23 protein-coding genes are annotated in these 24,588 nt (G+C 38.9%); 11 read left to right on the forward strand and 12 right to left on the reverse strand.

What is annotated here, in order from left to right:
- Positions 1 to 16: 16 nt before the first annotated feature.
- The 5 genes from BVC88_RS07095 to BVC88_RS07115 all read left to right on the forward strand — a co-directional run bounded on the left by BVC88_RS07095 (position 17) and on the right by BVC88_RS07115 (position 7,152).
- Complete coding sequence (locus tag BVC88_RS07095; protein ID WP_075349970.1) at positions 17 to 2,956, forward strand: DEAD/DEAH box helicase; 2,940 nt, start codon at positions 17 to 19, stop codon at positions 2,954 to 2,956.
- 433 nt (positions 2,957 to 3,389) lie between these two features.
- Positions 3,390 to 3,917, forward strand: a complete 528-nt coding sequence (locus BVC88_RS07100) for an AAA family ATPase (RefSeq protein ID WP_075349971.1) — start codon at positions 3,390 to 3,392, stop codon at positions 3,915 to 3,917.
- A complete protein-coding gene (locus BVC88_RS07105) occupies positions 3,910 to 4,932 on the forward strand; it encodes a phosphotransferase (RefSeq protein ID WP_075349972.1) in 1,023 nt (340 codons plus the stop codon). The genes BVC88_RS07100 and BVC88_RS07105 overlap by 8 nt, the downstream gene beginning before the upstream one ends.
- Before the next feature lie 372 nt (positions 4,933 to 5,304).
- Positions 5,305 to 6,651, forward strand: coding sequence for a PhoH family protein (locus BVC88_RS07110; RefSeq protein WP_075349973.1), 1,347 nt, complete (start codon positions 5,305 to 5,307; stop codon positions 6,649 to 6,651).
- Positions 6,652 to 6,912: 261 nt separating this feature from the next.
- Positions 6,913 to 7,152, forward strand: coding sequence for a hypothetical protein (locus tag BVC88_RS07115; RefSeq protein WP_075349974.1), 240 nt, complete (start codon positions 6,913 to 6,915; stop codon positions 7,150 to 7,152).
- An 85-nt stretch (positions 7,153 to 7,237) separates the two neighbouring features.
- Here BVC88_RS07115 and BVC88_RS07120 read toward each other — a convergent pair whose 3' ends face one another.
- The 6 genes from BVC88_RS07120 to BVC88_RS07145 all read right to left on the reverse strand — a co-directional run bounded on the left by BVC88_RS07120 (position 7,238) and on the right by BVC88_RS07145 (position 14,694).
- Positions 7,238 to 7,993 carry a LytR/AlgR family response regulator transcription factor gene (locus tag BVC88_RS07120; protein WP_075349975.1) on the reverse strand — a complete coding sequence of 252 codons (756 nt, stop codon included), beginning with the start codon at positions 7,991 to 7,993 and terminating at the stop codon, positions 7,238 to 7,240.
- A 123-nt stretch (positions 7,994 to 8,116) separates the two neighbouring features.
- A complete protein-coding gene (locus BVC88_RS07125; protein WP_075349976.1) occupies positions 8,117 to 8,851 on the reverse strand; it encodes a LytR/AlgR family response regulator transcription factor in 735 nt (244 codons plus the stop codon).
- Between the two features lie 14 nt (positions 8,852 to 8,865).
- On the reverse strand, positions 8,866 to 9,918 hold the full coding sequence (locus tag BVC88_RS07130) for a sensor histidine kinase (RefSeq protein WP_075349977.1): 1,053 nt from the start codon (positions 9,916 to 9,918) through the stop codon (positions 8,866 to 8,868).
- A 79-nt stretch (positions 9,919 to 9,997) separates the two neighbouring features.
- The gene (gene uvrA / locus BVC88_RS07135; protein WP_075349978.1) at positions 9,998 to 12,829 is read right to left on the reverse strand and encodes an excinuclease ABC subunit UvrA; all 2,832 of its coding nucleotides are present in this window, start codon (positions 12,827 to 12,829) and stop codon (positions 9,998 to 10,000) included.
- Positions 12,830 to 13,032: 203 nt separating this feature from the next.
- Positions 13,033 to 13,971, reverse strand: a complete 939-nt coding sequence (locus tag BVC88_RS07140; RefSeq protein ID WP_075349979.1) for a lytic transglycosylase domain-containing protein — start codon at positions 13,969 to 13,971, stop codon at positions 13,033 to 13,035.
- Positions 13,972 to 14,694, reverse strand: a complete 723-nt coding sequence (locus BVC88_RS07145) for an LOG family protein (RefSeq protein ID WP_075349980.1) — start codon at positions 14,692 to 14,694, stop codon at positions 13,972 to 13,974. It abuts the gene before it with no gap.
- A 170-nt stretch (positions 14,695 to 14,864) separates the two neighbouring features.
- Here BVC88_RS07145 and BVC88_RS07150 point away from each other — a divergent pair, with 170 nt between their 5' ends.
- From BVC88_RS07150 to BVC88_RS07165, 4 genes are read left to right on the forward strand one after another with little or no spacing between them, the layout of a single operon-like run.
- A complete protein-coding gene (locus tag BVC88_RS07150; protein ID WP_075349981.1) occupies positions 14,865 to 15,464 on the forward strand; it encodes a YkgJ family cysteine cluster protein in 600 nt (199 codons plus the stop codon).
- Between the two features lie 60 nt (positions 15,465 to 15,524).
- Positions 15,525 to 15,875: a phage holin family protein gene (locus BVC88_RS07155; protein WP_075349982.1), complete on the forward strand. Its 351-nt coding sequence runs from the start codon at positions 15,525 to 15,527 to the stop codon at positions 15,873 to 15,875.
- 1 nt (position 15,876) lies between these two features.
- Positions 15,877 to 16,260: a hypothetical protein gene (locus tag BVC88_RS07160; protein WP_075349983.1), complete on the forward strand. Its 384-nt coding sequence runs from the start codon at positions 15,877 to 15,879 to the stop codon at positions 16,258 to 16,260.
- Positions 16,232 to 17,011, forward strand: a complete 780-nt coding sequence (locus BVC88_RS07165) for a geranylgeranylglyceryl/heptaprenylglyceryl phosphate synthase (RefSeq protein ID WP_075349984.1) — start codon at positions 16,232 to 16,234, stop codon at positions 17,009 to 17,011. The genes BVC88_RS07160 and BVC88_RS07165 overlap by 29 nt, the downstream gene beginning before the upstream one ends.
- Here the strand turns inward: BVC88_RS07165 and BVC88_RS07170 are convergent.
- The 6 genes from BVC88_RS07170 to panC form a co-directional block, all read right to left on the reverse strand.
- Positions 16,997 to 17,923, reverse strand: coding sequence for a helix-turn-helix domain-containing protein (locus BVC88_RS07170; protein ID WP_075349985.1), 927 nt, complete (start codon positions 17,921 to 17,923; stop codon positions 16,997 to 16,999). The genes BVC88_RS07165 and BVC88_RS07170 overlap by 15 nt on opposite strands.
- A 139-nt stretch (positions 17,924 to 18,062) precedes the next feature.
- Complete coding sequence (locus tag BVC88_RS07175) at positions 18,063 to 19,202, reverse strand: acyl-CoA dehydrogenase (protein ID WP_075349986.1); 1,140 nt, start codon at positions 19,200 to 19,202, stop codon at positions 18,063 to 18,065.
- Positions 19,203 to 19,299: 97 nt separating this feature from the next.
- Positions 19,300 to 19,986, reverse strand: a complete 687-nt coding sequence (locus BVC88_RS07180; protein ID WP_075349987.1) for a zinc metallopeptidase — start codon at positions 19,984 to 19,986, stop codon at positions 19,300 to 19,302.
- A 31-nt stretch (positions 19,987 to 20,017) separates the two neighbouring features.
- Entirely contained in the window at positions 20,018 to 21,022 is a 1,005-nt protein-coding gene (locus BVC88_RS07185; RefSeq protein ID WP_075349988.1) for a lysylphosphatidylglycerol synthase transmembrane domain-containing protein, read from the reverse strand.
- On the reverse strand, positions 21,022 to 21,369 hold the full coding sequence (gene panD / locus BVC88_RS07190; protein WP_075349989.1) for an aspartate 1-decarboxylase: 348 nt from the start codon (positions 21,367 to 21,369) through the stop codon (positions 21,022 to 21,024). Before panD ends, BVC88_RS07185 begins: the two co-directional genes overlap by 1 nt.
- A gap of 21 nt (positions 21,370 to 21,390) precedes the next feature.
- Positions 21,391 to 22,239, reverse strand: coding sequence for a pantoate--beta-alanine ligase (gene panC / locus BVC88_RS07195; RefSeq protein WP_075349990.1), 849 nt, complete (start codon positions 22,237 to 22,239; stop codon positions 21,391 to 21,393).
- Between the two features lie 130 nt (positions 22,240 to 22,369).
- On the opposite strand from panC, the gene BVC88_RS07200 reads away from it, so the two are divergent.
- Both BVC88_RS07200 and BVC88_RS07205 read left to right on the forward strand, forming a co-directional pair.
- On the forward strand, positions 22,370 to 23,188 hold the full coding sequence (locus BVC88_RS07200; protein ID WP_075349991.1) for a glycogen/starch synthase: 819 nt from the start codon (positions 22,370 to 22,372) through the stop codon (positions 23,186 to 23,188).
- Positions 23,109 to 24,509, forward strand: a complete 1,401-nt coding sequence (locus BVC88_RS07205) for a DUF4270 family protein (RefSeq protein ID WP_083639038.1) — start codon at positions 23,109 to 23,111, stop codon at positions 24,507 to 24,509. Before BVC88_RS07200 ends, BVC88_RS07205 begins: the two co-directional genes overlap by 80 nt.
- Positions 24,510 to 24,588 lie beyond the last annotated feature (79 nt).

A 24,588-nucleotide genomic window follows, 5' to 3' on the forward strand; every position in this document is an offset into this window, starting at 1 on the left:
TCAAGACCCAATACCTATGATCGTAGATTCTGACCAGCCCTTTCAGATCGTTTATTCTATTTATAGCCATGAGTACCTCGGACTTTTGATTGAGTCCTTTGTTGTCCAATTGGATGAGCAGGGAAGACTATCTCTTGCACACCAAAATATCAGTTCCGCCAATGCTTCAGAATTTGATTCTGGATTGGACAAGGCCGATTATGACTTGATCAAACTGATGGATTCGATGAATCCTGAAAAGTTGGCCAAGCCTCACATCAAGCGCGGTAATATTCGCCCAAAGGATTACCTCCATAAAATATTCGATCCTAAAACAGAGGATAAAAAAGTACAGGTAATTCTTGAGGATGCTTTAGAAAAGAAACGTAGTCAGATCATGCCACTCTTGATCGGAAAACGACTATTTGAAATGGGTAGCGACGGTAACCCAGTAGGTAAAGAAATTATAGTCAATGCAGAGCGGGCCACGGTTTTATTCCATTTTCATAAAAACGAAGAGAACACTCACTATTGGCCTTCGATCAAATTTAAGGGTGAAAAACTCGATTGGCAGTATAAAAATGGGTATTTGATCTGTAATGAACCTGCATGGCTCATTGTAAATGGTCAATTGTTTCAGTTTGAAAAAGGAATCGACGGTAAAAAGTTAAAGCCATTTTTGAATAAGAAATTTATTGTAATTGATAAGCGGATTGAGCCAGGATATTATCGTGGTTTCATGAGTAATCTGATTTCTCAGTTTGATGTCAACTCCATTGGATTTGATATAAATATTGAGCGGGGCTCGCCGGAGGTTTTTTTGGCTATTAGCGAACTTCCGGGAAATACCGGCAAGGATCTCTTTGGAGAAGAAGGCGAGCGACTTGACGAGGATAAGATCGTCTTTGAACTTCGATTCAAATATGGAGAATATGATTTTCCGGTGCAGACTCCTGATGGTGAAAAGCTCGGAAATTCTGTCCGAATGGATGAAAAAGATGGCATTTACACTTTTTACAAGACGATCCGAAGTACTCAAAAGGAAAAAGCATTTCTGAAATTGCTTCGTGATAAAGGGATGGACTTCAAGATTGGAAAAGTTGCTTTGCCAAAAACACAAGCTTTTGAATGGATTGGAGATCAGGAGGATTTTCTGGACATAGAGCGAATTAAAATTCGTCAGAAAGCAGGGCCCAAAGGAAAAGTATATCATATCGGAAAAGCTCAAATTTCGATTGAGGTCAATGAAAATATCGATTGGTTTGATGTCAAGGCCTTGATCAAGTTTGGTATTTATCTGGTTCCTTTTGCGAAGCTGCGTAAGCTTTTGATACAGGGGAAATCAGAATTTGAGCTTCCTAACGGTGAAATTGCCGTGATTCCATCTTCTTGGTTTGTGAATTATTCAGAGCTGTTCAACTTCATGGAAGACCGTGGAGTAGATGATACCATGGTTTTGCGTAAGCATCATCTTGCACTTGCCAAAGAAATGGAGGAAGGAAACTTGGTACAGGTGACTCTGAGTAGAAAGCTGGAAAAACTTCGGGATTTTGAAGCTATTGAGGAATATGAATTACCTACTTCATTTGAAGGAACTCTGCGTCCTTATCAGCAGGCGGGTTACAATTGGCTTCGATTTTTGAACGAATTCAAATTCGGAGGATGCTTAGCAGATGATATGGGTCTGGGAAAGACCGTCCAGACATTGGCGCTTTTGGCATCCGAAAAGGAAAAAAATCCAAGCTTTACTTCCCTTTTGGTGATGCCTACTTCCCTGATCTACAACTGGGAATTGGAAGCCAAAAAATTCACGCCGGACTTGAAGATTTTGGTCTATACGGGTACGCAGCGAATCAAAGATCCTTGGAGATTTGGAGAGTATGATTTGGTATTGACCTCCTATGGAATCACCAGATTGGATATCGATGTCTTGAAAGATTTTTTCTTCAATTACATCATCCTTGATGAGTCTCAAGCGATCAAAAATCCTTCCAGTAATATCTCCGCTGCGGTAATGCAGTTGAAGAGCAAGCAAAAGCTGATTTTAACTGGTACGCCAGTGGAAAATGGCACCATGGATCTTTGGTCTCAGATGAATTTTATTAATCCTGGGCTTTTAGGAAATCAGAATTCCTTCAAAAAGCAATTTCTATTACCAATCGAAAAGCAAGACGATAAGGATAAGGCCATCAAGCTAAATGCGATGATCAAGCCTTTTATCCTAAGAAGACTTAAATCGCAAGTAGCGACGGATCTGCCTGAGAAAATCACCAATGTGAAATACTCCGACATGACCAGCGCTCAGGAGGAAGTCTACGAGGAAGTGAAAAATTATTATCGGGAGAAAATTATCTCCGATATGCAGGCAACAGGTAGAAATAATCAGCAGTTTACCTTACTTCGTGGCTTGACTCAATTGAGACAGATTGCCAATCACCCAAAATTGGTCCGAGATGACTACGAAGGGGATTCAGGAAAATTGGAGGATGTGACTTATATGCTTCAATCCACCATTTCGGAAGGACATAAAGTGTTGGTATTTAGTCAATTTGTCCGCCATTTGGCGATCGTGAAAGAATACCTGGAAAAAGAAGGTATTCCTTATGCTTACTTGGATGGATCAACAAAAGACCGACAGGCTCAGGTGGAAAAATTTCAGGAGCAGGATGAAATCAAGGTGTTCTTGATCTCTCTGAAAGCCGGTGGTGTTGGTCTCAACCTTACCAAAGCGGAATATGTCTTTCTACTCGATCCATGGTGGAATCCTGCTGTGGAAGCTCAAGCGATCGACCGGGCTCACCGAATCGGCCAGCAAAATAAAGTCATTATTTACAAGTTTATCAGTAGAGGCTCAGTGGAGGAGAAGATCATGGCTTTGCAAAACAGAAAACTTGCCCTTGCGGGTGAGTTGATCAATACGGAGGAAAGCTTTATGAAGAGTCTGGGTCAGGAAGATATTGCGGCTTTGTTGACCTAAAAGTCAAAGCTGTCCAGAATCAAGGGAAAGGTGGAAGCCTTTCCCTTTTTTTATTTGCCATCTAGTTATCAACAAATGGATTAAGATCATGGATTGGGCTAGATTTAGTCCTGTTCAAATGTGGGATGGTACGGACGGATATTAGGGAGTAATTTCGGTCGGCTTCTGTACAGATTACACCCAGTCCAAACTGATATTTGACTACAGTGATTCGGAGGCAAGATTACCAACCAAAAGATGTTACAGGATTAAAGTTGTAACTTTAACTACTTGGAGAATAGTCGAGTATGGTAAAAAAACCGATCTAGTGCGTTGTCTCCGAGATTCAATGGTGGGTATTTAAGTTACATTCTATTTGGTGTATAATTAGCTGAATGAGGAATCTGGCTTTTTGTAATCGGCTGTATCTCCACAAAGTTTAGATTGTGTAAATATGAAAAAGCATTCTAAGGATAATTCAGTACTAGTCATGGTAATGGGACTTCCCGGATCAGGTAAAAGCTACTTTGCAAAAGGACTAGCCAAAGAAATTGGCGGAGTTCATCTTGGAACTGATGACCTCCGAAAAGAAATGGGGTTGATGGGTAATTATCATATTGATAACAAATTATCGGTCTATGAGGAGATGCTTAATAGGGCAAGGGGAATACAGAAATCGGGAAAAAGCTTGGTTTTGGATGGTACTTTTTACCTGCAAAAAATCCGAACTCCTTTTATTTTTTTGGCTAATTCATTGTCATGGAAACTATCCATCATCCATATCAAAGCAGATGAAGCGCTGATTTCAAAAAGGCTTTCAAACCCCAGAGAGGATAGTGAGGCAGATATTGAGGTCTATCGGAAAGTTAAATCTGAGTTTGAACCAATCAAGGAACCCCACCTTTTAATCCAGTCCACTGATGGTTCCCTTAAAGAAAGTCTGGAAAAAGCCGTTAAATACATCCATTCAGATCATGAATAGGCAAGAAGTAAAGCAGTTAATGGCCAAAGGAATTTATGATAGTAAGCCCATCAAAGGGGTTCTGGAAGAGACTAATATATCTTGGGTAATTCTGAGCAGAAGCCATGCTTTTAAGATAAAGAAGGAAATCAAATTGTCTTTTTTGGATTATTCTACCCTTGAGTTGAGAAAAAAATACTGTGAAAAGGAATTGGAACTCAACAGAAGATTTTCCTCCATTTACCTTTCCGTTCAACCTATAACCTATTTCAATGAAAAATTTACTATTGGAGAAGGAACAGGGGAAATTGTGGATTATGTGGTTTGCATGAAACGGATGCGTGGAGACAAAAGAATGGATGTGCTTCTTACCCAAAATAAAGTCGATCCGGCAAGGATTTCACTTTTGGCTAAGCAAGTTGCTAACTTTCATCAATGTGCTGAAATCATTAAAAATGACTTCAATCAGGAACATTCCAAAGAATTGTTCAATGACTTGAACTCAGTCCATGAAGTGGTTTTGCAAGAATTCGATCCAGACTTTTCAGAGGTGATCCCACGATTGATTTCTTTCAGTGATGATTTTTTAAAGAGACATGCTGGGAGATTTGGAGAAAGAAACAGGCAAGGTTTTAGAAGAGATGTGCATGGCGATCTTCACAGTGGCAATATTTTTTTGTACGAAGCCCCTGTCATTTTTGATTGCATTGAATTTCAGGATGCCTTCAGGCAGATCGATATTTTATATGAAGTAGCTTTTCTCTGTATGGATCTGGAGTTTTTTGGCAGGAAAGACCTTTCTGATTTGTTTTTGGGTACGTACGAATCCATTTTGAAATGCTTTCCAAAAGAGGAGGATAAAGAAATATTCTTCTATTTCAAGTGCCTGAGGGCAAATGTAAGGGCTAAAGTATTTCTGTTAAACAGCAAGACTGAACCTGACCCTAAAAGGAAAAGCCAAGAATTGGCCAAGGGTAAAAAGTATCTTGAACTAGCCTTAAGCTATAAAGAAGAACTGAATCGATCGAATAGATAGAGCTTTATTATCTCTGACTGTAATAAAAACTTTGCCTAAGCGCAGACCGCGACAGCTGTTTGGGAGAGGAAAAAAAAATGAAACAAAGGGTTTCCACGATCATTTAAATACGCCGAGTTGGTTCTCATCAACACAGTAGAAAGCTTTATTATGAGTCTGGTACATGAGAATTTAACAGCTTTGTTAATCTAAAAGTCAAAGCTGTCTAAAATCGAGGAAAAGGGTGAAAATTTTGCCTTTTTTATTGCATTGATTGTCAAATGGATAAGAAGTGTTATTGATTTGTTAACCATAAATTCTTTTTGAAACTTGGGTAATACATCCAATATTTTTCTAAATTAAAACGTACAGTAGCTTAATAAATACCTGCGCATGCCTAGAGCCAAATCCGAAAACGATCGGAAAATCTTTGTGCTGGATACCTCAGTCATCCTTTACGCACACAACTCCATCATGAATTTTGCCGAACACGACGTAGTCATTCCGATTACGGTTTTGGAGGAACTTGATCAGTTCAAAAAGGGCAATGATACTAAGAATTTTGAGGCGAGAGAGTTTATCCGATTGCTGGACAAGCTATCTCAGGACCACATGATTCATAATTGGACTCCTCTAAATGGGAAGACGAAAGGGAACTTTCGGGTCCTTATGAACCCTGATAACAAGCTCAATGCAAATGAGATCTTTGGGGAGGAAAAAAATGATCATAAAATCCTAAACGCAGCACTTTACCTCAAGCAGTTTGAGAAAAATCGCAAAGTGATTTTGGTAAGTAAGGATATCAATTTGCGACTGAAAGCGAAGTCATTGGAAATTCATGCTGAAGACTACGAGACTGGTAAAATCAAAAATATTACAGAGTTAGAAAATACAGGAAAATATGTGATGGAGAATGTCGACATCACAAATATCAATAAACTGTATGATCAGGGCTATGTGGAGGCCAAAGCAGTCCTCGGGACTCGAAAGCGAAAGTCTAACGCTTTTTACATTCTTCGCTCGGACAAAAATTCGGTCTTGTCTTATTACAATTCTCAGGAAAACATACTGGAGCGTGTGGACAAGCGGTTGGCTTATAACATCAAGCCAAAAAATGCGGAGCAAGCGTTTGCTCTTCATGCTATCATGGATCCAAATATCAAGTTGGTCTCCATTCAAGGCGTTGCAGGGACGGGTAAAACCCTACTTGCTTTAGCGGGAGCATTAGAGCAGCGAAGGGAATACAAACAGATTTTCTTGGCGAGGCCAATTGTACCATTGAGTAATAAGGATATTGGCTTTTTGCCTGGAGATATCAAGTCGAAGTTGAATCCGTATATGGAACCACTTTGGGATAACCTAAAATTCATACAGAATCAATACAAGGAGACAGATAAGGAATTCCAGAAAATCACTGAACTAGTCAATCAGGAGAAATTGGTAATTCAGCCCTTGGCTTATATCCGTGGAAGGTCACTTTCCAATATTTTCTTTATCGTAGATGAAGCGCAAAACTTGACGCCTCATGAGATCAAAACAATCATTTCCCGAGCTGGGGATAATACCAAAATTGTCTTTACAGGGGATGTTTTTCAGATTGACACACCTTATCTGGATTCACAATCCAATGGACTTTCCTATCTGATTGATCGGGTAAAAGATCATCCACTCTATGCGCATATCAAGCTGGAAAAGGGGGAACGCTCAGAATTGGCAAATTTGGCAAACGAACTTCTTTAAAATTAAACGTCCATAAATTGAAAGGCTTCGAAAGAGGCCTTTTTTTTTGATTCTTAAGAGATCAGATTTTTTAATTGTTAAAAATTGTGGAAGCTGCAACCTTTTGAAGGTAAGATAATTGTTCGAAGCTGAGGAAATCCTGTACGGAATCGTACAGCAAAATTATTGGCATTTTTTTAAAAAATTGAAAATCAAATAGTTAAAAAAAAGGGGCGCTTTTTGGAATAGGTAGGACAGAACGCTAAACCAACTATTTACGCCATGACTACCTCACTATTTACTCAGAAAAATATTTGTGCTGCTTTAGGATTTATTATGGCGATTACCATTGTCCTAAAGGCAAATCAAGAAGCGAAGCTCGCTAAGCAAACTGCCCGATTTGAATATGCTAAACCAACTACTACAATCGGAGAACGATCGCATAGTTCGATCATTGAATTCACAGAATTCCAAAATGAAAAACCCCAAGTATCAGAGTTATTTCCAAAGCTTGGGGTTTAAAGAAATTTAAAGTACTCGTAAGGGTTAATTTGGTTGATTGTTTGATTAGACTAAAGAGGTGGATTTTATCCACCTTTTTCTTTTTTTAACTTTCAGTGATGGTATTCAATTTTGCTAAAAAGCTATTATAATATTGCCTTCCTACCTGAACTGCTGCTCCACCTTTCAAGAAAATCTCCTTGGTATTGAAGCTTTCAATTTGTCCAAGATTGACGATAAAAGATTTTTGTACTCTTAAGAATAATTGAGAAGGAAGAATTTCTTCGATTTCTTTCATCGATTTACGGATGCTATAATCTCTGTTTCTGGTGTAGATAGTGACCATGTTTCCATTTGCCTCTACGTAATATAATTCCTCGTAGGGTACTTTTTCGAATGCATTATCGGCTTTGATAAATACAGAATCAGTTACAAGAAAGGGACTATCTGCTGCGGTTTTTACTGCGGCAGTTTCAGTCGTTGGTTTTGTTCGCTTATTGTAAAGTACAATTTCTACGATTGCATGAATATCATTTGTGTTGAAAGGCTTCACGATAAATCCAGCTGGATTAATTCGTTTGGCCCGCTCGATGATAGTAGGATCTGAATATGAGGTCACATACACCAAAGGAGCGTCAACCATTTGTTTAACGATCTCACCTAGTTCAATCCCGTCTTTATCACCTTTTAATTTGATATCCATAAATATCAAATCTGGTCGGTTTTTCTTTATGACTTTGATGCACTGATTGGCAGAGTTTGCAATATCAATATTCACATAGCCTAATAGTTCAAGAATCTCTTGAATATTTTCTGCGATACTGATATCGTCTTCGACGATTAGAATCCGCTCTTCTTTCATATTGGCTGGAAGTGGTTAAGTTTAGAGGTATTATCTTATGATTAAATTTTTTTTGTCATAATACACCTCTAATTACCGAATTTTATTCCGCAAATCAAATGCTTTTTTTTGGTTATGAAATAATTATAAACTCATCATTTCTTTAAATCTGGCTGCTTGTCTCCTGCTCACTTCGATTTTGTCTCCACCTCTGAGTGTGACTACGAGTCCTCCATTAAACCAAGGTTCTATACCTTCTACCCAGCCCAGATTGATGATGTGTTTTCGGCTTGCCCTGAAGAAAGATTTCTCATCAAGTCGCTCATCCAAGGCATTCAATGACTTGTGAATCATTGGTTTGAAATTATCAAAATAGACTTTGATATAATTACCGTCAGACTCAAAAAGTCTTACATTAGAAAGTCTTACGAACCAACAGCGATCTCCATCTTTGACAAAAACCTGGTCCTCAAGGGTAAGTTTTTTTTGATTTATATTCGATGAAGAAACCTCTGATTTTGTAAAACTTTCGATTTTGCTCTGAAGTCGGGTGATGGCTTCTTCGAGTCTTTTCGGTTCAATTGGCTTTAATAAATAATCCAATGCATTGACTTGAAACGCCTTTAGTGCATATTCATCATATGCTGTAGTGAAAATTACATGAGGGACATTTTCCAATTCTTCCAATAAGTCAAAGCCTGTTTTTTCTGGCATTTGAATGTCGAGGAATATTACATCTGGATTTAATTGCTCTATTTTTTCTTTTGCATCATCTACATTTACAGCTTCTCCTACCACTTCTACACTTTCCAATTGATTCAAAAGGGTAATTAGCTCCTTTCGAGCTAGTCTTTCATCATCGATTACAATCGCTCGCATTTTTTTTTAGTTTGTTATTCGAATTTAACTTTTTGTTTTGGAATCTTAATTTCGGTGATCACAAATTGATTTCCCGAATTGAATATTCGAAAACTTGCCTGATCTCCGTAGATTAATTTAAGCCTTTGTACTGTATTACTCAGACCATGTCCTTCATCTCCCTTTGATTTTAGGCTGGGGGCTTGGTCTAGATGGCCGCTATTTTTGACTTGAATATACAAATCCTCATTTAATCCTTCCCGACATTTAATCTCAATCAAGCCTCCTTTGACCAAGTTTGAAATCCCATGCTTAATCGCATTTTCCACAATAGTTTGAAGCATCATAGGAGGTATTTTATAGCTATAGGACTCATCCTCAATGAGATATTTGATTTGTAGGCGTTCCTCAAATCGAATCGACTCTAGCTCCAAATAGTCCTTTACAGTATTCAATTCTTCGGCAAATTCGATGGTTTGCTTTTTGTCCATCATCAGTGAAAACCGAAGCATATTTGATATTCTGGTGATTGCGGATTTAGCTTTTACAGGGTCTTCATCTACCAAAGCTCGAACACTATTTAGTGCATTGAATATAAAATGTGGGTTGAGCTGGCTTTTCAAATGATTGAGACGGATCTCATTGATTTTAGCTTCGTATTTTAATGATGTGTTGTAATTGTCCAAAAAGTGGAAAAGAAAGTAGAGTAAAAACCATACGACATAGAATAGGAATGCCTGAAATAAAGTAGCCAAAATTACCAAAATTCTAAAGTCTTCTTCTGGATTAAGGGTGTTGAATACAACATTTACAAGAATCTGAGCAATTACATAGACAAAGCTTAATGCCAATATGGCTAGCAACGATTGCGATAAAAGGAGGGGAATACTCAGCTTAAACCAATTATAGGTCTTTACGATATAGCGCAGAAAATGAGTGGAGACTAGATTAAACATAGCCAAAACCACTATAGGAAAAATCTGTACTGCTGATATTCCGCTAGAAAGGGAAGCCAGGAAAATAATTACGAAGGCAAATCCTCCCCAGCCTAAAATCTGAAGTATCCAATATAGCCTCTCTCTATTCATGATCAGCAAAGTTAATCTTCCTCACATCTTCGGGGTTTTAAATTTGATAAATGGAGGAAACCTTTGATCTAATCAATTTTTAGATATTTAACTCAGGCTTAAGGAATTTGCCGGTGTAGCTATTTGGATTGGCTGCCACTTTTTCAGGCGTGCCTTGGACGACAATAGAACCACCTTTGTTTCCACCTTCCGGACCCAAATCTACAACGTAATCAGCCATTTTAATGATGTCAAGATTATGCTCAATGATCAATACAGTGTTTCCTTTATCTACTAATCCTTGGACTACGAGCATGAGTAATTCAATATCCTTGAAATGTAGACCTGTCGTTGGTTCGTCCAGGATGTAGAATGTTTTTCCGGTATCTTTTTTCGAAAGTTCTGTTGCCAGTTTCACTCGTTGCGCCTCTCCACCTGAAAGTGTCGTAGCATGCTGACCTAGTGTAATATAACCTAGTCCTACATCATTTAGCGTTTTGATCTTTCGAAGAATTTTAGGCTGAAACTCAAAAAAATCATTTGCCTGCTCTACTGTCATATCCAGGACATCCGAAATGGATTTCCCTTTGAATCGGACTTCTAAAGTTTCTCGGTTGTATCGCTTGCCTTTACAAGTCTCACAAGGGACATGTACATCGGGAAGGAAATCCATTTCGACCAATTTCATACCAGCTCCCTCGCAATCCTCACAGCGTCCACCTTTTACATTAAAAGAAAAACGACCCGGCTTATAGCCACGGATTTTTGATTCGGGAAGTTCAGTGAAAAGGGTCCGGATATCCGAGAAAACCCCCGTGTAAGTGGCTGGATTTGATCTTGGAGTTCTACCTATCGGAGATTGATCTACTTCTATTACTTTATCGAGTTCTTTCAATCCATCGATACTTTCATACGGCATAGGCTCCTTCTTGGAATGATATATCTCTCGATTTAGAATAGGATAAAGTGTCTCATGAATTAATGTGCTTTTTCCAGATCCAGAGACGCCTGTGATACAGATCAAAGTGCCAAGTGGCAGATTGAGATCCACATTCTTGAGATTGTTTCCGGATGCGCCTTTGAGGGAAAGTGAGATGCCTTTTCCTGTTCTCCTCTTTTTTGGAACAGGTAATCCAAGTTTTCCACTGAGGTATTCTGCCGTGACGGAAGAAGACTTGAGGATCTCTGCGGGCGTACCTGATGCTACGATATGACCACCATGCCTTCCTGCCCCAGGTCCCATGTCAATTACATAATCGGACTCAAGCATCATGTCTTTGTCATGTTCCACTACCAAGACAGAGTTTCCCAAATCCCGAAGACTTTGTAGGGCTTTGATCAGTTTTTCATTGTCACGCTGGTGAAGACCGATGCTTGGTTCATCCAAGATATAAAGGACACCCACAAGTTGAGTTCCAATCTGAGTTGCCAGTCTTATGCGCTGCGCTTCCCCCCCTGAAAGTGTTCGAAGAGGCCTGTTAAGAGATAAATAATCCAAACCTATGTCCAGCAAAAAACCAATTCGTTTTCTGATTTCTTTCAATACTTCAGCCGCGATTATATTTTGCTTTTCAGATAAACGTTCTTCAACATTTTCAAACCATTCTCCTAAGCTCCTGATATCCATCACGGCCAATTGACCGATATGGGTATCATCCAGTTTGATGTGCAGAGATTCTTTTTTTAATCTATAGCCATGACACTCTGGGCAGGTTTGAGTCACCGTGAATTCACTTACCCAATCTTGAATTTTATCAGAACTGCCTTCTTGATATTTCTGAAGGAAATTGATGATTCCTTCGAAAGTCGTATGCCATTTGGTTCCAGGGTATTTCACCGAATCAACGGCTACTTCCACCTTATCACCGTTCAGAAGGATTTCAATCACTTGTTCGGGCAAATCCTTGATTGGTGTGCTCATCGAACATTTATAATGCTTGAGAATTGCTTCAATCTTTTTGAAAATCCAGATATCCCTATATTCTCCTAATGGAGCAATCCCCCCTCTTGTGATGCTCAGTTTGGGGTCAGGTATAATACTTTCTCGGGTGATTTCTTCTGTAATTCCCAGACCATTGCAAACAGGACAAGCACCATAGGGGCTGTTGAAAGAAAAGGAATTAGGTGCAGGCTCATCGTATGAAAGGCCCGTTTCCGGATCCATGAGGTATTTGGAAAAATGATGAATCTCGCCCGCCTCATCTCGAATCATCATTACTCCTTTGCCATGCTGCAATGCAGATTTTATCGATTGGGTAATCCTAAACCGATCTGATTCTTCGGCGATGATTCGATCAATTACGATTTCAATATCATGGATTTTATATCGATCTACTTGCATCTTCGGCACCATCTCCATGACCACTCCATCCACTCTGACTTTTGAAAATCCCATTTTACGGATTTGCTCAAAAAGCTCCCTATAATGGCCTTTTCTACCCTTTACTACTGGCGCAAGGATATATAATTTATTGTTTAAGAAATTTGCGAAAAGCTGCTCAATGATCTGATCCTCAGTCTGACGGATCATCTTTTTTCCTGTCAGATAGGAATAAGCTTCCCCTGCTCTTGCGTAGAGCAAACGCATAAAATCGTAGATTTCTGTGACCGTGCCCACAGTTGATCTAGGATTTTTCGAAGTGGTTTTTTGCTCAATTGCAATTACAGGCGAAAGCCCGTTAATTTTATCTACATCTGGACGCTCCAGTCCTCCCAAAAATGACCTTGCATAGGCAGAGAAACTTTCCATGTAGCGCCGCTGACCTTCAGCGTAGATAGTATCAAAGGCAAGAGAACTCTTTCCACTACCACTTAATCCTGTCAAAACCACAAGTTTGTTACGTGGGATTTTCAGATCAAGATTTTTCAGATTATGCTCACGAGCACCAAAAATTTCAATGAATTCTTCCTGAGAAGAAGTGGTATTACTCATAAATAAAGGGACGATTTCAATCGGCGAAGGTACGAAATTAGAAAGGGAAGGACTAGCTGTATTTCAAGATACTAACCCAAATAGGGTCAGGTTGGTTTGAAGCAAGGGGATATTTTCTAAATCAATGGCCGGATTAAAATTCCTATAGGATTGGAATTTCACTTGAAAATGGTCAGTGTTTTAAAATGGAAATTTCTAACTCTTTATTCAGGCAAAAGAATTTCGTAGGATTTTCCTCTTTTGATATTGAGATCCTTATCTCTAAGCCAGGGATTGTAAAGTTTCAAATCTTTGTAATTACTACCGTTAGTCTTGGCCCAGCTGGCTAGATTTTTAATATCGGAAGTGACCTTGATTGATTTGAGAGGAGGGTTTTGGTAATAATCTTTAGGCCTTAATTTGAAGCCAAAGGCTGCAGGATCTTCAAATATCACCTTGAAAGCCAGAATCCGAAACATATACCTGCTTGTCTCATCATTCAAATACAGTTCGTAATAGTTTCTGCTGAGTTGTTCTTCTTGTCGCTTTGCGAAGCCGGTCTGACCCATATTATAGCTGGCTGCAACGGCGGTCCAATCCCCAAATTTGGCGTGTGCTTTTGTAAGGTATCTCGAAGCAGCTTTTGTCGCTTTTTCAAAATGATATCGCTCATCAACATCCTTGCTCACTTCGAGTCCATACTCTTTTGCAGTTGCCGGCATAAATTGCCAAAAACCCCTTGCTCCAGCAGGTGATGCCACATTCATTAAGCCCGATTCGGCGATAGCAAGGTATTTAAAATCATCCGGGACATTGTTTTCTTTCAACCAGGCTTCGATTTCAGGTAAAAACTTGGAAGATCGCTTCATCAGTAAAAGCATATTGGATTCCCAATAGGCATTAACATAGATTTCCCGCTCCAGTCGCTCTCTAACATCGGGAATCGAAAGAGGAACTGATTCCCCGGCAAAGGATAGTTCGGAGGGAAGGTCAAATAGCCGAATTGAATCCCTGAATGAACCCGGGACGGTATTCATCAACTGCTCTGATGCAAGAATCGGTGCAGATTCTAGAGTGTTCTGACTTTTAAACAGTGAGAAAATAGTAATGCCTAAGCAAACTATCACTAAGAAATAGAGCAGTATTATATGGTTTTTGGACATTTAGAAGTTTGGACTGAGTAAGTATTTTGAGTAGAACTCATCGATTACTTTCACTGCCTCGGTGGCATCTTCCACTACACTAAACAACTCCAAATCGTCCTCAAGGATGTAATGATTAGATAGAAGAGATTTTTTGATCCAATCCACCAAACCTTCCCAATAGGATTTTCCAACCAAAACGATTGGGAATTTTCCGATTTTATTGGTTTGTATTAAAGTTAAGGCCTCAAAAAACTCGTCCATTGTTCCGAATCCACCAGGAAGGACCACGAAGCCTTGAGAATATTTGATAAACATGACTTTTCGTACAAAGAAATAGTCGAAAGTCATCAGTTTATCTCGGTCGATATAGATATTATTGAATTGCTCAAAGGGTAATTCAATGTTTAAACCTACCGATTTCCCGCCCTCGGAATAGGCTCCCTTATTACCTGCTTCCATGATCCCGGGGCCACCACCGGTAATCACTCCATAACCGTGACGGACAAGCTTTGCGGCTATATCTTCTGCCATTTTATAATGCTCATGATCTCTGGCGGTACGAGCTGAACCAAATATTGAAACACAGGGGCCTATTTTTGATAGTTTTTCGAATCCTTCTACGAATTCGGCCATCACTTTAAAAATAACCCATGAATCCGCACTTTTGATTTCATTCCAGTCTCGCTCTTTGAAAGCACTTCGGATTTTATCTTCGGCAATTTTTTCTTCTTCGTTGCTCATAAAAATTCTTTTACCTAAGAAAACGATCTTCTTTATGAAATGGACAATGAAATTAAATTTTATGTCCTAAAGTTTTCCTAAGGGATTGAAGCTCAATATAAAAAAATTAGAGGATCTAAGAATCAATGAGCCTTTATCTGACGTAGTTTTGTAATACTATTTATAAATCGATGAATCTTGCAGAGAAGTCTCAGGCTGTTTCAAAATTATTTGAAAAGCTTGGTGAAGAAGCGAAGCAGTTCGCTTCTGAGAGTGGTTTGGGATGTGTTGCTGGTTGCGGAGCGTGCTGCGCAAACCCGAAGGTATCTGCGTCCCCATTGGAATTTTTGCCTCTTGCCTTTGACTTTTTTAATAAAGGCCTTGCTGATACCATACTGGAGCTATTGGATTCCGATGAAGAAGGGAGTGCTTGTATAGTTTACCGAGCTCATTCTGCTGATGGAAAAAAGGGATATTGTACAAATTATGCCAATCGAGGAATGATTTGCAGGTTGTTTGCTGCTGCTGCCAGAAAGAATAAATATGGTTCAAAAGAGTTGATCATTTGCAAAGTGCTGAAAGAGGGAAAGCCCGAGAAATATCAGCTTACGACTCAGCGAATAAATCAGGATATGGAAATTCCCAATGCCGCGAAATATTATATGCTAATAGAGGAAATCGACGATCAGTTGGCCCAACAGCATCCTATCAATACTGCGATAAAATTGGCCTTGGAATTGGTTTTGCGCTACAAATTTTATCAAGAAGGAGAATTACTTCAAGAGCTGTAATTTTTTTGCTCTTTGCTTTTAAGGTATATTGGGGTTTAGATTTTAAGTAAATTTTCCGTCATGTTGAAAATTGGAGAAATAATAGAAACGGTCAAAGGAATCGTAGAAACCAAAGTAGAATTGGTGAAATATGAGATTCAAGAAGAATTTATCGGAATTGTATTTCGGATAATGCTTTTGATATTTATAAGCTCAGTAGGTCTTTTGGTCCTGTTGTTTTTTAGTTTTTCATTGGCTTTTTTCCTGAGTCAATATACTAAGACTTCCTATATGGGATTTTTGATGGTTGGGGGTTTATACCTGATACTGATGGCAGTTTTGTATTACACTAGATATTCACCTGCTGTGCAGCGGACTGTAGAATCAGGTCTGCGGAGTTTTATTTTCAAAAGAAGAAATAAGAAAAATTAAAATGAATAAGGATCTGGAAAATAAAGCTGAGGAACTTGAACAAACCCTTTCCAAGCAATTGGAACTTTTGAAAGTAGACTCGAAAGAATGGGTTAAAATAGGAGGATTAGTCCTAGTGGGTGGCTTGTTGACCTATGCAATAATAAGGACCTCCAAAAAGAAAAAAGACAGAGAAACTGATCGTGCGATTGAGGTATTGGAAAGAGAAGGTTTACTTACCAAAGACTTGGAGAAGAAACTCTCTGAGCCACAAAAATCAAGCTTTTGGCCAAGTCTTAGCCAACGTTTGTTGATTTTGGGTTTGGCAATTGCAAAGGAAAAATTGCTTCCTAATCTTTTTAATTTAGCAGAGGAAGATGAGGGCGTCCAAGAAAAGAGTAAGTAAGCTTTTAAAAGCTCTCCACAGAACTTCCCAAAAAGGTATTGCTTGGCTAATCGATCCTGATAAAATTGTTGATACGGCTACCGTCAAAAGAGATTTTTCTTGGGTCAAAGATTCTGGCTTAGATTTAATTTTTGTTGGGGGAAGCTGTTTGAATCAAGATAATTTCAAAGAAGTAATTCGATCTGTTCAGACTATCTCTGGAAATATTCCCGTTGTGATTTTTCCCGGCTCCCAATTACAATTAGCAAAAGAAGCTGATGCCATTTTGTTTCTTTCTCTAATTTCAGGGAGAAATCCAGAGTATCTGATAGGACAGCAGGTTGCAGCAGCACCGACAATTCATCAAATGGAGATTGAAGTACTTCCAACTGCATATTTATTGGTCAATGAAACAGATGTCACCAGTGTCCAATACATCAGTCAAACAACGCCAATACCTAATTCCAAACCAAAACTTGCCATAGCTACCGCCCTTGCAGGGCAATTTATGGGGATGCGGTATTTCTTTTTAGATGCCGGAAGTGGAGCAAAAAAGCCTGTCTCCGAAGTGGTTATTGAGGAAGTCAGAAAGACTATAAATCATCCACTGATAGTAGGCGGAGGAATTGATTCAATGGATAAACTTAAGATGGCCTTCAATGCCGGTGCGGATGTGGTCGTTTTGGGTAATGCTATAGAAAAAGACCCCGACTTTTTGGTCGAGGCCTTAGCATTTAAATCAGGATTGAATACTTCTCTAAACGTTAATTAGCGATTCTCTTCTACGCATTTTACCGGCCGGTACTCCATACATCATCTTGAATCTTCTGCAGAAATAGGCAGTGTCCTTGTATCCTACCTCTTTACCGATATCCCGGATAGATTTTTTCGAAGTTCTTAATAATTCTACTGCGGTTTCCATTCGCTGGTATTCGATGTAGTCCTGTGGATTAATTCCGGTAAGCATTTTGAAATATTGACCTACGTAATCTTCAGATACATTTGCTACTTGGGCCAGCACTTTATTGGATAAATCTCCGCCAAGATTGGTCTTGATAAAATTGAAAAGATCAATCAATCTAGGATCTTTGAAATAGGTCGCATTGGTAGAAAGTTCTTCCAAGAAAAGACGGTTTTTCAAAATATGACGCAGAAGCTCTATTACCAAAATCTCAGTTTCTGCTTTTAAAATGCGCTCTTTACCAATATAACTGACCTCAACTTCTTTCATCAAATCTTCCATTACAGTAGAAAGGCGATCATTGAATCGAATGATAAAAGGAGGAATATCCAGTGAATTAAAGAAGTTGACTACATCAAAAACTTTGGATTCAAAGCTAATCATCGAGATGCAATCTTCTTCCGAGTTTTGAATATCCTTGAAAGAAAGACTTTGAAGGTATTTTTTCTTTGATTCTTTGAATTGGGAATTATTCAACTCGGTTTTTTTCGCACTATTCCCAATGGTTAGTTTGGTTTTTTGATCTGCGGGGAGAAAGAGTACTTCTCCCTCATTTAAAAGCTCTTGATCTTCGCCAAATTTTAGTGTGCCGTGGTGAAGTAGGATTAAAGTGTTTTCAGTTTCTCGATAGTCTTTGACAGAAAAATGCTTTTCGAGCCTGTAATTATTTCCTCTAATAAATCTAACATTGACTGACTCAATGACTTTGTTGTAATATTCCATGAATTATTTGGAAGATGTGTAAAAGTCAAAAATATAATTTTTCTAATTAAAAAACATCACTTTTTTATCAGCTTAAGTATAAAAATAAAAAAAGGGTATAATTTCTATAAATTATACCCTTCACATAAGGAGCTTAATTTTATCTTAAAATTCCTCGAGATATGACTATTTTCTGAATTTCAGAAGTTCCCTCATAGATCTGGGTGATTTTTGCATCTCGCATTAAGCGCTCGACATGATATTCTTTAACATAGCCGTATCCTCCATGTACCTGAACAGCCTCGATGGTCACATCCATGGCTACTTGTGATGCATAAAGTTTGGCCATTGCTGAAGCGTGGGAATAATCTTCACCTTGATCTTTGAGCCAAGCTGCTTTATAGACTAGAAGTCTTGCGGCCTCAATAGTCGTAGCCATATCTGCAAGCTTGAATTGAATCGCCTGATGTTGGCTAATTGGTTTGCCAAAAGCTTTTCTCTCTTTGGAATAGGCCAAGGCAAACTCATAAGCTCCAGCTGCGATGCCTAAGGCTTGTGCTGCTATACCTATTCTACCGCCATTGAGTGTTTCCATTGCAAAAGTAAATCCAAAACCCTCTTCTCCGATTCTGTTTTCCACAGGTACTTTGACATCGGTAAACATAAGCGAATGGGTGTCAGAACCACGGATTCCAAGTTTATCTTCCTTTTTACCGACTATAAATCCATCCCAGTCTTTTTCTACTATGAAAACTGAAATCCCTTTATGGCCTTTACTGGCGTCGGTTTGAGCGATTACTAAATAAATGCTTGCGGAAGAGCCATTGGTGATCCAGTTTTTCGTTCCGTTTAAAATATAATGATCGCCATTAAGTTGCGCCTCTGTCCGCTGTGAAGTAGCATCAGAGCCAGCCTCAGGTTCTGAAAGGCAAAAAGCACCAATAACTTCGCCAGTAGCTAGTCGTTTTAAATATTTTTCTTTTTGGGCCTTTGAACCGTACTTCTCCAGACCCCAACATACCAGAGAGTTGTTTACTGACATGCAAACTGAAGCCGAAGCATCAATTTTGGATAGTTCTTCCATAGCCAAAACATAAGAGATGGTATCCATTCCCCCACCGTTGTACGCTGGATCTACCATCATTCCCATGAATCCAAGTTCGCCCATTTTTTTAACCTGCTCCTTTGGAAATTTTGCTTCTGAGTCACGTTCAATTACTCCCGGTAATAATTCAGTTTGTGCAAACTCTCTCGCCGCTTCTTGTACTGCTAAATGCTCTTCAGTAAGTTGGAAATGCATATTTTAAATTTTTGGGTTTAATTCAGTCTTGAAATTAAATCAAAAAAAGAAGAGGGGCAAAACCTTGCCCCTCTTCGAATTAGTTATTTGATCTGGATCAATCTCTATTTCCAAAAAAGATGAAAATATAATAGGCTAATGTTGCCAAAGCTGCTAAGGCTGCTACTACGTAAGTCATTGCCGCCCATTTTAATGCGTCTTTTGACATTGCATATTCGTCGGGAGTGACAATGTTTCGGGTCTTTACCCATGCTAATGCCCGGTTACTAGCATCAAATTCCACAGGAAGGGTAACAAGGGTAAATAATGTCATTACTCCATAAGCACCTACTACGATATATCCGACAAACTCATAAGGAAGGCCTAATGCAAAACCACCAAAAAGGGATGCGATCAAAACTATGTTTAGAATCTTACTCGCACTGTTTTGGATGGGAACCAAGGTGGATCTTAGGTTCAACCAGGCATAAGATTTTGCATGCTGTACCGCGTGGCCACATTCGTGAGCTGCTACAGCGGCAGCAGAAGCATTGCGGCCATAATAGACATCCGGACTTAGATTTACAGTTTTATTCAGAGGATTATAATGGTCTGTCAACTGCCCCTCTACGGAGACTACCTGTACATCTGTGATTTGATTATCTGCCAGCATCAATTTGGCGATTTCAGCACCCGACAGATTTGCCTTCAAAGGTGTCAGAGCGTACTTTTTGAATTTACTTTTTAAAGTCCTGCTTACTAGAAAACCAGCTGCTGCAAAGACTACAAAGATTACTATGATCATTTTTAAATTAGTTAGCGATGTGATTACGAAATTAGAACGAGTCAGGTTTTTTCCAAGCTGGAATTCTCACTAAAATTATCCAGCTGATCAAACCGACGACTAAGACTAGAATAACCTGAGTGCCATGTATGATTGCCGCAAAGATTTTCCCGTCTTGTTCGGATACACCAAGCTGTATCAAAATGAAAGCCACAAGCGCATGAAAGGTACCTATGCCTCCCTGAACAGGTGCAATCATGCCAATACTGCCCATTACCATTACCAAAAGCACTTCACTTGAAGACAAATTGGCAGTACTCTGGATTCCTAATGCAACAGTGTACATGGTCATAAAATAAAACACCCAAATCAAGATTGAACTACCCAGAAAGCCTAAAGGGTTTTTGAGTTTACCGACGGATTTTAAACCACCTCCGATTTCTCGGAAAAAATGCTGGATTTTGTTTACCAACGAGTGGTTTTTGAACCTTCTAAAAACAAGATAAATAAATAGGATAAAAATGATCAAGCCACCCAAAGCTATAGGAAGATTGGAGAGGATACCTTCGCCCAAAGCTTTCAAATCTACCAATTGACTAGCCAGATTTAAGAAAAGCTCATTTTCTACCAAAAAAGCTAAAAGGATAGTGCCAATCAAAAAAATCAAATCTACGCTTCGTTCGACGATTACAGTCCCGACTAAATGCCCCAAAGAAACTCCGTTTGTTCGGGTGAGGACTCCGCAGCGAGCTACTTCTCCAGCCCTTGGGATCAGCATATTGACCAGATATCCAACCATCACTGCATGATAAGCTCTATTCGGAGTGACTTTGAGACCCTCATCTTCCTGGATCAAAAGACTCCATCGCCATCCTCGGACCCAATACCCTACCAGTGCTATTGCCAAGGAGGTAAGGATCCAAAACCAATTACTGGACTTGACCTGCTCAATCAAACTATCAAAAGCAATATCACGGTATAAAAACCAAAAAATCCAGCCGGCAACTCCAAGAGAAATTGTCAGCTGGATAATTTGTTTAAAGTTTTTCTGAAGCATCAGATTAGTTTGTTTTGTTCGTCTGGGAAGATCAGCTTTGGTGTGTAATTCTTTGCTTCTTCGAGTTCCATTCCTGCATAGGAAATGATGATTACGATGTCTCCCACTTGTGCTTTTCTAGCAGCGGGACCGTTCAGACAGACTTCTCCCGAACCTCTTTCGCCCTTGATGACATAGGTCTCCAGACGCTCGCCATTGTTGATATTTACGATCTGGACTTTTTCATTTGCGATCAGATTCGCCGCATCCATAAGATCTTCATCAATGGTGATAGAACCTACATAATGTAATTCCGCCTGTGTGATTTTCACACGGTGGATCTTTGACTTTAATACCTGAATTTGCATTGGTTTAGTTTTGCCGCAAAATTAAGAAATTATGGGGAGGTTGTCGATCAATCTAATTTTTCCTAGGTATGCTGCTAGGCAAATTGAAGATTTTTCATTTGAATCAAATTCTTGATAGGGGGTAAAGGTTTCAGGATGAATCAGTTCAAAGTATTCCAGGTCTATCAATGAATCTTCTTTAAAATCTTCGACAATTTCTTGTTGTACCTGAAACCAGCTTTTTCCTGCCAATAGTTCACTTTTTGCCTTTGTTAAGTATTTGAATAATAGTGGAGCGCTTTCCCGTTCTATTGGAGAGAGTCTAAGATTTCGAGAGGACATCGCAAGGCCATCCGTTTCCCTTTTAGTTGGGACAACAATCAATTCAATATCAAATGAAAGGTCGGTAACTAGTCGCCTGATTATTGCAACTTGCTGCAGATCTTTTTGGCCAAAAAATGATTTACTTGGTCTGATTATGTTGAATAGCTTAGATACTACAATCCCAACTCCGTTAAAGTGTCCAGGTCTGAATGCTCCTTCTAAAGTTGATTCCAATCTTCCAAAGGAAAAACTGAGGATAGGCAGTTCTGTATATATATCATCATTCGATGGCGTATATACATAATCAACTTTTTCTTGTTTTAATTTTTCTAAATCCTCATTTAGAGTTTTAGGATAGTTACCGAAATCTTCAGAATTATTGAACTGTGTTGGGTTTACGAAAATTGAAACTACAGTAATATCACAAGTCAATTTGGAGGCACGAATGAGCTCTAAATGGCCTTCATGAAGTGCTCCCATGGTAGGTACAAATCCTATAGTTTTATTTGATTTAATGGCATTGAGCCATTTTTCATGCCAGTCGTCCCGGTGCTTAATCTGTATCAAAAGAGAGAGGGTATTTAATGGGTAAATAGGGGCAAATCTATATTAATATTCAGAAATACAAGGCGTTTCAGCATTTTTTTTATATATTTGCGCAGCTGTTTATCACCTTAATACTTAAAATCCGATAACTATGTCCAATTTACGTATTCTCTACGTCGCAAGTGAAATCAATCCTTTTCTTGAAACTTCCCAAGTTGCAAACTTCCTGAGGGCCCTACCACAAGCTATGCAAGAGCGAGGCATGGAGATCAGGATTTTAGTACCAAGATTTGGTTTGATAAATGAGCGAAAGAACAGATTACATGAAGTTGTTCGTTTGTCCGGAATTAATATCGCAGTCGGAGACGAAGAGAAGCCGCTGGTTATTAAAGTAGCTTCAATTCCTAATGCGAAAATGCAAGTTTACTTTATTGACAACGAAGATTACTTCCAAAGAAAACACGTATTTCATGACAAGCAGAAGAAATTCTATGAAGACAATGATGAACGTGCGATCTTCTTTTGTAAAGGTGTGATTGAAACAGTTAAAAAATTAGGTTGGGCTCCGGATATCGTTCATTGTAATGATTGGATGACAAGCTTGATTCCTATGTATTTGAAGACTACTTACAAAAGTGAGCCTCTCTTCAAGAACACTAAATCTGTTTTTGCAGTTTATAACAATGGATTTTCTCATACCTTTGGCGATGATTTGTTAAACAAGGTTAAGATGGTGGATATAGATGACGCTATTTTAGCACCTTTGATGAGCAAAGACTACATAGGATTTATCAAGATGGGTATGGAATATGCCGATTTGATAGTCAAAGGCGGTGAAGTTTCCGCAGAATTAAACCAACTAATCGAGGGTCTCTCAAAAGACAAGAAGTTTGAAATCAGCATTGAATCAGAATCAGAAGAACAAGCTCACGAAGAGCTTTACGACATATATACCAACCTCGCCGGTTAAGTTTGCCCTGTGGGCAATCCTTTCTATTTCCTTTCTTAGTTTTTCCTGTAGTGATCCTGCCACGGTAGGCTTGCAGCTTGCGCCCGGAAATAATCAAATCGGTGTGTTTTTCACTGAAATTGAGTTGCCTGCTAGGGTAGTTTTACTTGATTCTTTTAATACCACAAATCAAGGAGTACTGATAGTAGGGGAAGAAGAGGATCCTTTTTTCGGGAAGTCCTCCGGAAGAGGTTTTTCAAGAATGTTTATTGATGTTACAGAAGACAGGCCAACAAGAGAGGCATTTTTTGATTCTGTTTTCTTTTTTCTGGATGTTGTAAGTGTTAATGGTGAAAATCTAGATCAACCAAAACAGATCTCGATTCATAAATTGACTCAACCAATACTGGATACGCTATATTACAATTTTGATGAACTGTCCTATGAGAATAAGCCCTTCTCTCAAGCAGAAATCACTTTTGGTGATGTAAAGGACACGACAATTAAAATGCCCGTTGATGAAGAATTTGGTTTTGAATTATTTGAAAAAATTGTAAGAGGAAGAGAGTTTAATGATCTTTTTAGTTTTAGAGAGTATTTTCCAGGGATTGCAGTTACGGCAAGAGAAGGGGACAATGCTACAGTCGGAGTCAATCTCGGTTTCCTTACAAACTTATCTTTCTATTACCATTTGCAAGGGGATACTGTCCCTTCTATTTACGAAATCAACACTGCTTCATCAAGAAGCTTTAATGGAGTGAAAAGTGATCGATCCGGTTCAGCGACAGCAATCGTTGAGGAATTGGGGAAAGATTATGACGTCGGACCTTTAGTAGGATTGAAAGCCAATCTAGGAATGACAATTAAATTAGATACTAGTCCATTTGATCCATTTTTAGACACTTTGGATGGGGTGACATTTAATCAGGTTAATTTCGAAATTGGAAAGATTCAGGATCAACCTGAAACTCAGAGTCCGCTTTCCTCAATGATTATCTATTTTACAGATAATTCAAATGGTATATTGACAAGGTCAGATGGTCTTCCGTTAACTTTGCAAACAGATGGGCAGCCACAGATAGAGTTAGATGCTGATGGAAATGAGCGACCAGCTGTAAATGCTCCAACCATACTTAGATTTAATGAGAATACTGGTATTTATGTAACACAGATTAGCTCATACTTGGGAGCTCTTTACCGAAAAGAGATAACAAGAAGAGATTGGTTGCTTTATGGGAATTCGCCCCAGACTTCCGGAGATGATTTTAAACGTTCATTTAGAGAGTTTTTAGTCAATCAGGAAAATATAAAAGTAAAAGTTATTTATTCGAAAATCAGGTAACACAATCGTTTTCGAAAAAGTTAGGCTAGCCCACTTCCCTAAAAAGGTGAAGTGGGCTATTTTTTTTGGATGGAATCAT

Source organism: Algoriphagus marinus, assembly GCF_001936475.1.
GTDB classification, from domain to species: domain Bacteria; phylum Bacteroidota; class Bacteroidia; order Cytophagales; family Cyclobacteriaceae; genus Algoriphagus; species Algoriphagus marinus.

Excerpts from the sequence above, each read along its gene's own strand:
- BVC88_RS07095 (WP_075349970.1), top strand. The coding sequence starts at position 17 with ATGATCGTAGATTCTGACCAGCCCTTTCAGATCGTTTATTCTATTTAT.
- BVC88_RS07100 (WP_075349971.1), top strand. The coding sequence starts at position 3,390 with ATGAAAAAGCATTCTAAGGATAATTCAGTACTAGTCATGGTAATGGGA.
- BVC88_RS07105 (WP_075349972.1), top strand. The coding sequence starts at position 3,910 with ATGAATAGGCAAGAAGTAAAGCAGTTAATGGCCAAAGGAATTTATGAT.
- BVC88_RS07110 (WP_075349973.1), top strand. The coding sequence starts at position 5,305 with ATGCCTAGAGCCAAATCCGAAAACGATCGGAAAATCTTTGTGCTGGAT.
- BVC88_RS07115 (WP_075349974.1), top strand. The coding sequence starts at position 6,913 with ATGACTACCTCACTATTTACTCAGAAAAATATTTGTGCTGCTTTAGGA.
- BVC88_RS07120 (WP_075349975.1), bottom strand. The coding sequence starts at position 7,993 with ATGAAAGAAGAGCGGATTCTAATCGTCGAAGACGATATCAGTATCGCA.
- BVC88_RS07125 (WP_075349976.1), bottom strand. The coding sequence starts at position 8,851 with ATGCGAGCGATTGTAATCGATGATGAAAGACTAGCTCGAAAGGAGCTA.
- BVC88_RS07130 (WP_075349977.1), bottom strand. The coding sequence starts at position 9,918 with ATGAATAGAGAGAGGCTATATTGGATACTTCAGATTTTAGGCTGGGGA.
- uvrA (WP_075349978.1), bottom strand. The coding sequence starts at position 12,829 with ATGAGTAATACCACTTCTTCTCAGGAAGAATTCATTGAAATTTTTGGT.
- BVC88_RS07140 (WP_075349979.1), bottom strand. The coding sequence starts at position 13,971 with ATGTCCAAAAACCATATAATACTGCTCTATTTCTTAGTGATAGTTTGC.
- BVC88_RS07145 (WP_075349980.1), bottom strand. The coding sequence starts at position 14,694 with ATGAGCAACGAAGAAGAAAAAATTGCCGAAGATAAAATCCGAAGTGCT.
- BVC88_RS07150 (WP_075349981.1), top strand. The coding sequence starts at position 14,865 with ATGAATCTTGCAGAGAAGTCTCAGGCTGTTTCAAAATTATTTGAAAAG.
- BVC88_RS07155 (WP_075349982.1), top strand. The coding sequence starts at position 15,525 with ATGTTGAAAATTGGAGAAATAATAGAAACGGTCAAAGGAATCGTAGAA.
- BVC88_RS07160 (WP_075349983.1), top strand. The coding sequence starts at position 15,877 with ATGAATAAGGATCTGGAAAATAAAGCTGAGGAACTTGAACAAACCCTT.
- BVC88_RS07165 (WP_075349984.1), top strand. The coding sequence starts at position 16,232 with ATGAGGGCGTCCAAGAAAAGAGTAAGTAAGCTTTTAAAAGCTCTCCAC.
- BVC88_RS07170 (WP_075349985.1), bottom strand. The coding sequence starts at position 17,923 with ATGGAATATTACAACAAAGTCATTGAGTCAGTCAATGTTAGATTTATT.
- BVC88_RS07175 (WP_075349986.1), bottom strand. The coding sequence starts at position 19,202 with ATGCATTTCCAACTTACTGAAGAGCATTTAGCAGTACAAGAAGCGGCG.
- BVC88_RS07180 (WP_075349987.1), bottom strand. The coding sequence starts at position 19,986 with ATGATCATAGTAATCTTTGTAGTCTTTGCAGCAGCTGGTTTTCTAGTA.
- BVC88_RS07185 (WP_075349988.1), bottom strand. The coding sequence starts at position 21,022 with ATGCTTCAGAAAAACTTTAAACAAATTATCCAGCTGACAATTTCTCTT.
- panD (WP_075349989.1), bottom strand. The coding sequence starts at position 21,369 with ATGCAAATTCAGGTATTAAAGTCAAAGATCCACCGTGTGAAAATCACA.
- BVC88_RS07200 (WP_075349991.1), top strand. The coding sequence starts at position 22,370 with ATGTCCAATTTACGTATTCTCTACGTCGCAAGTGAAATCAATCCTTTT.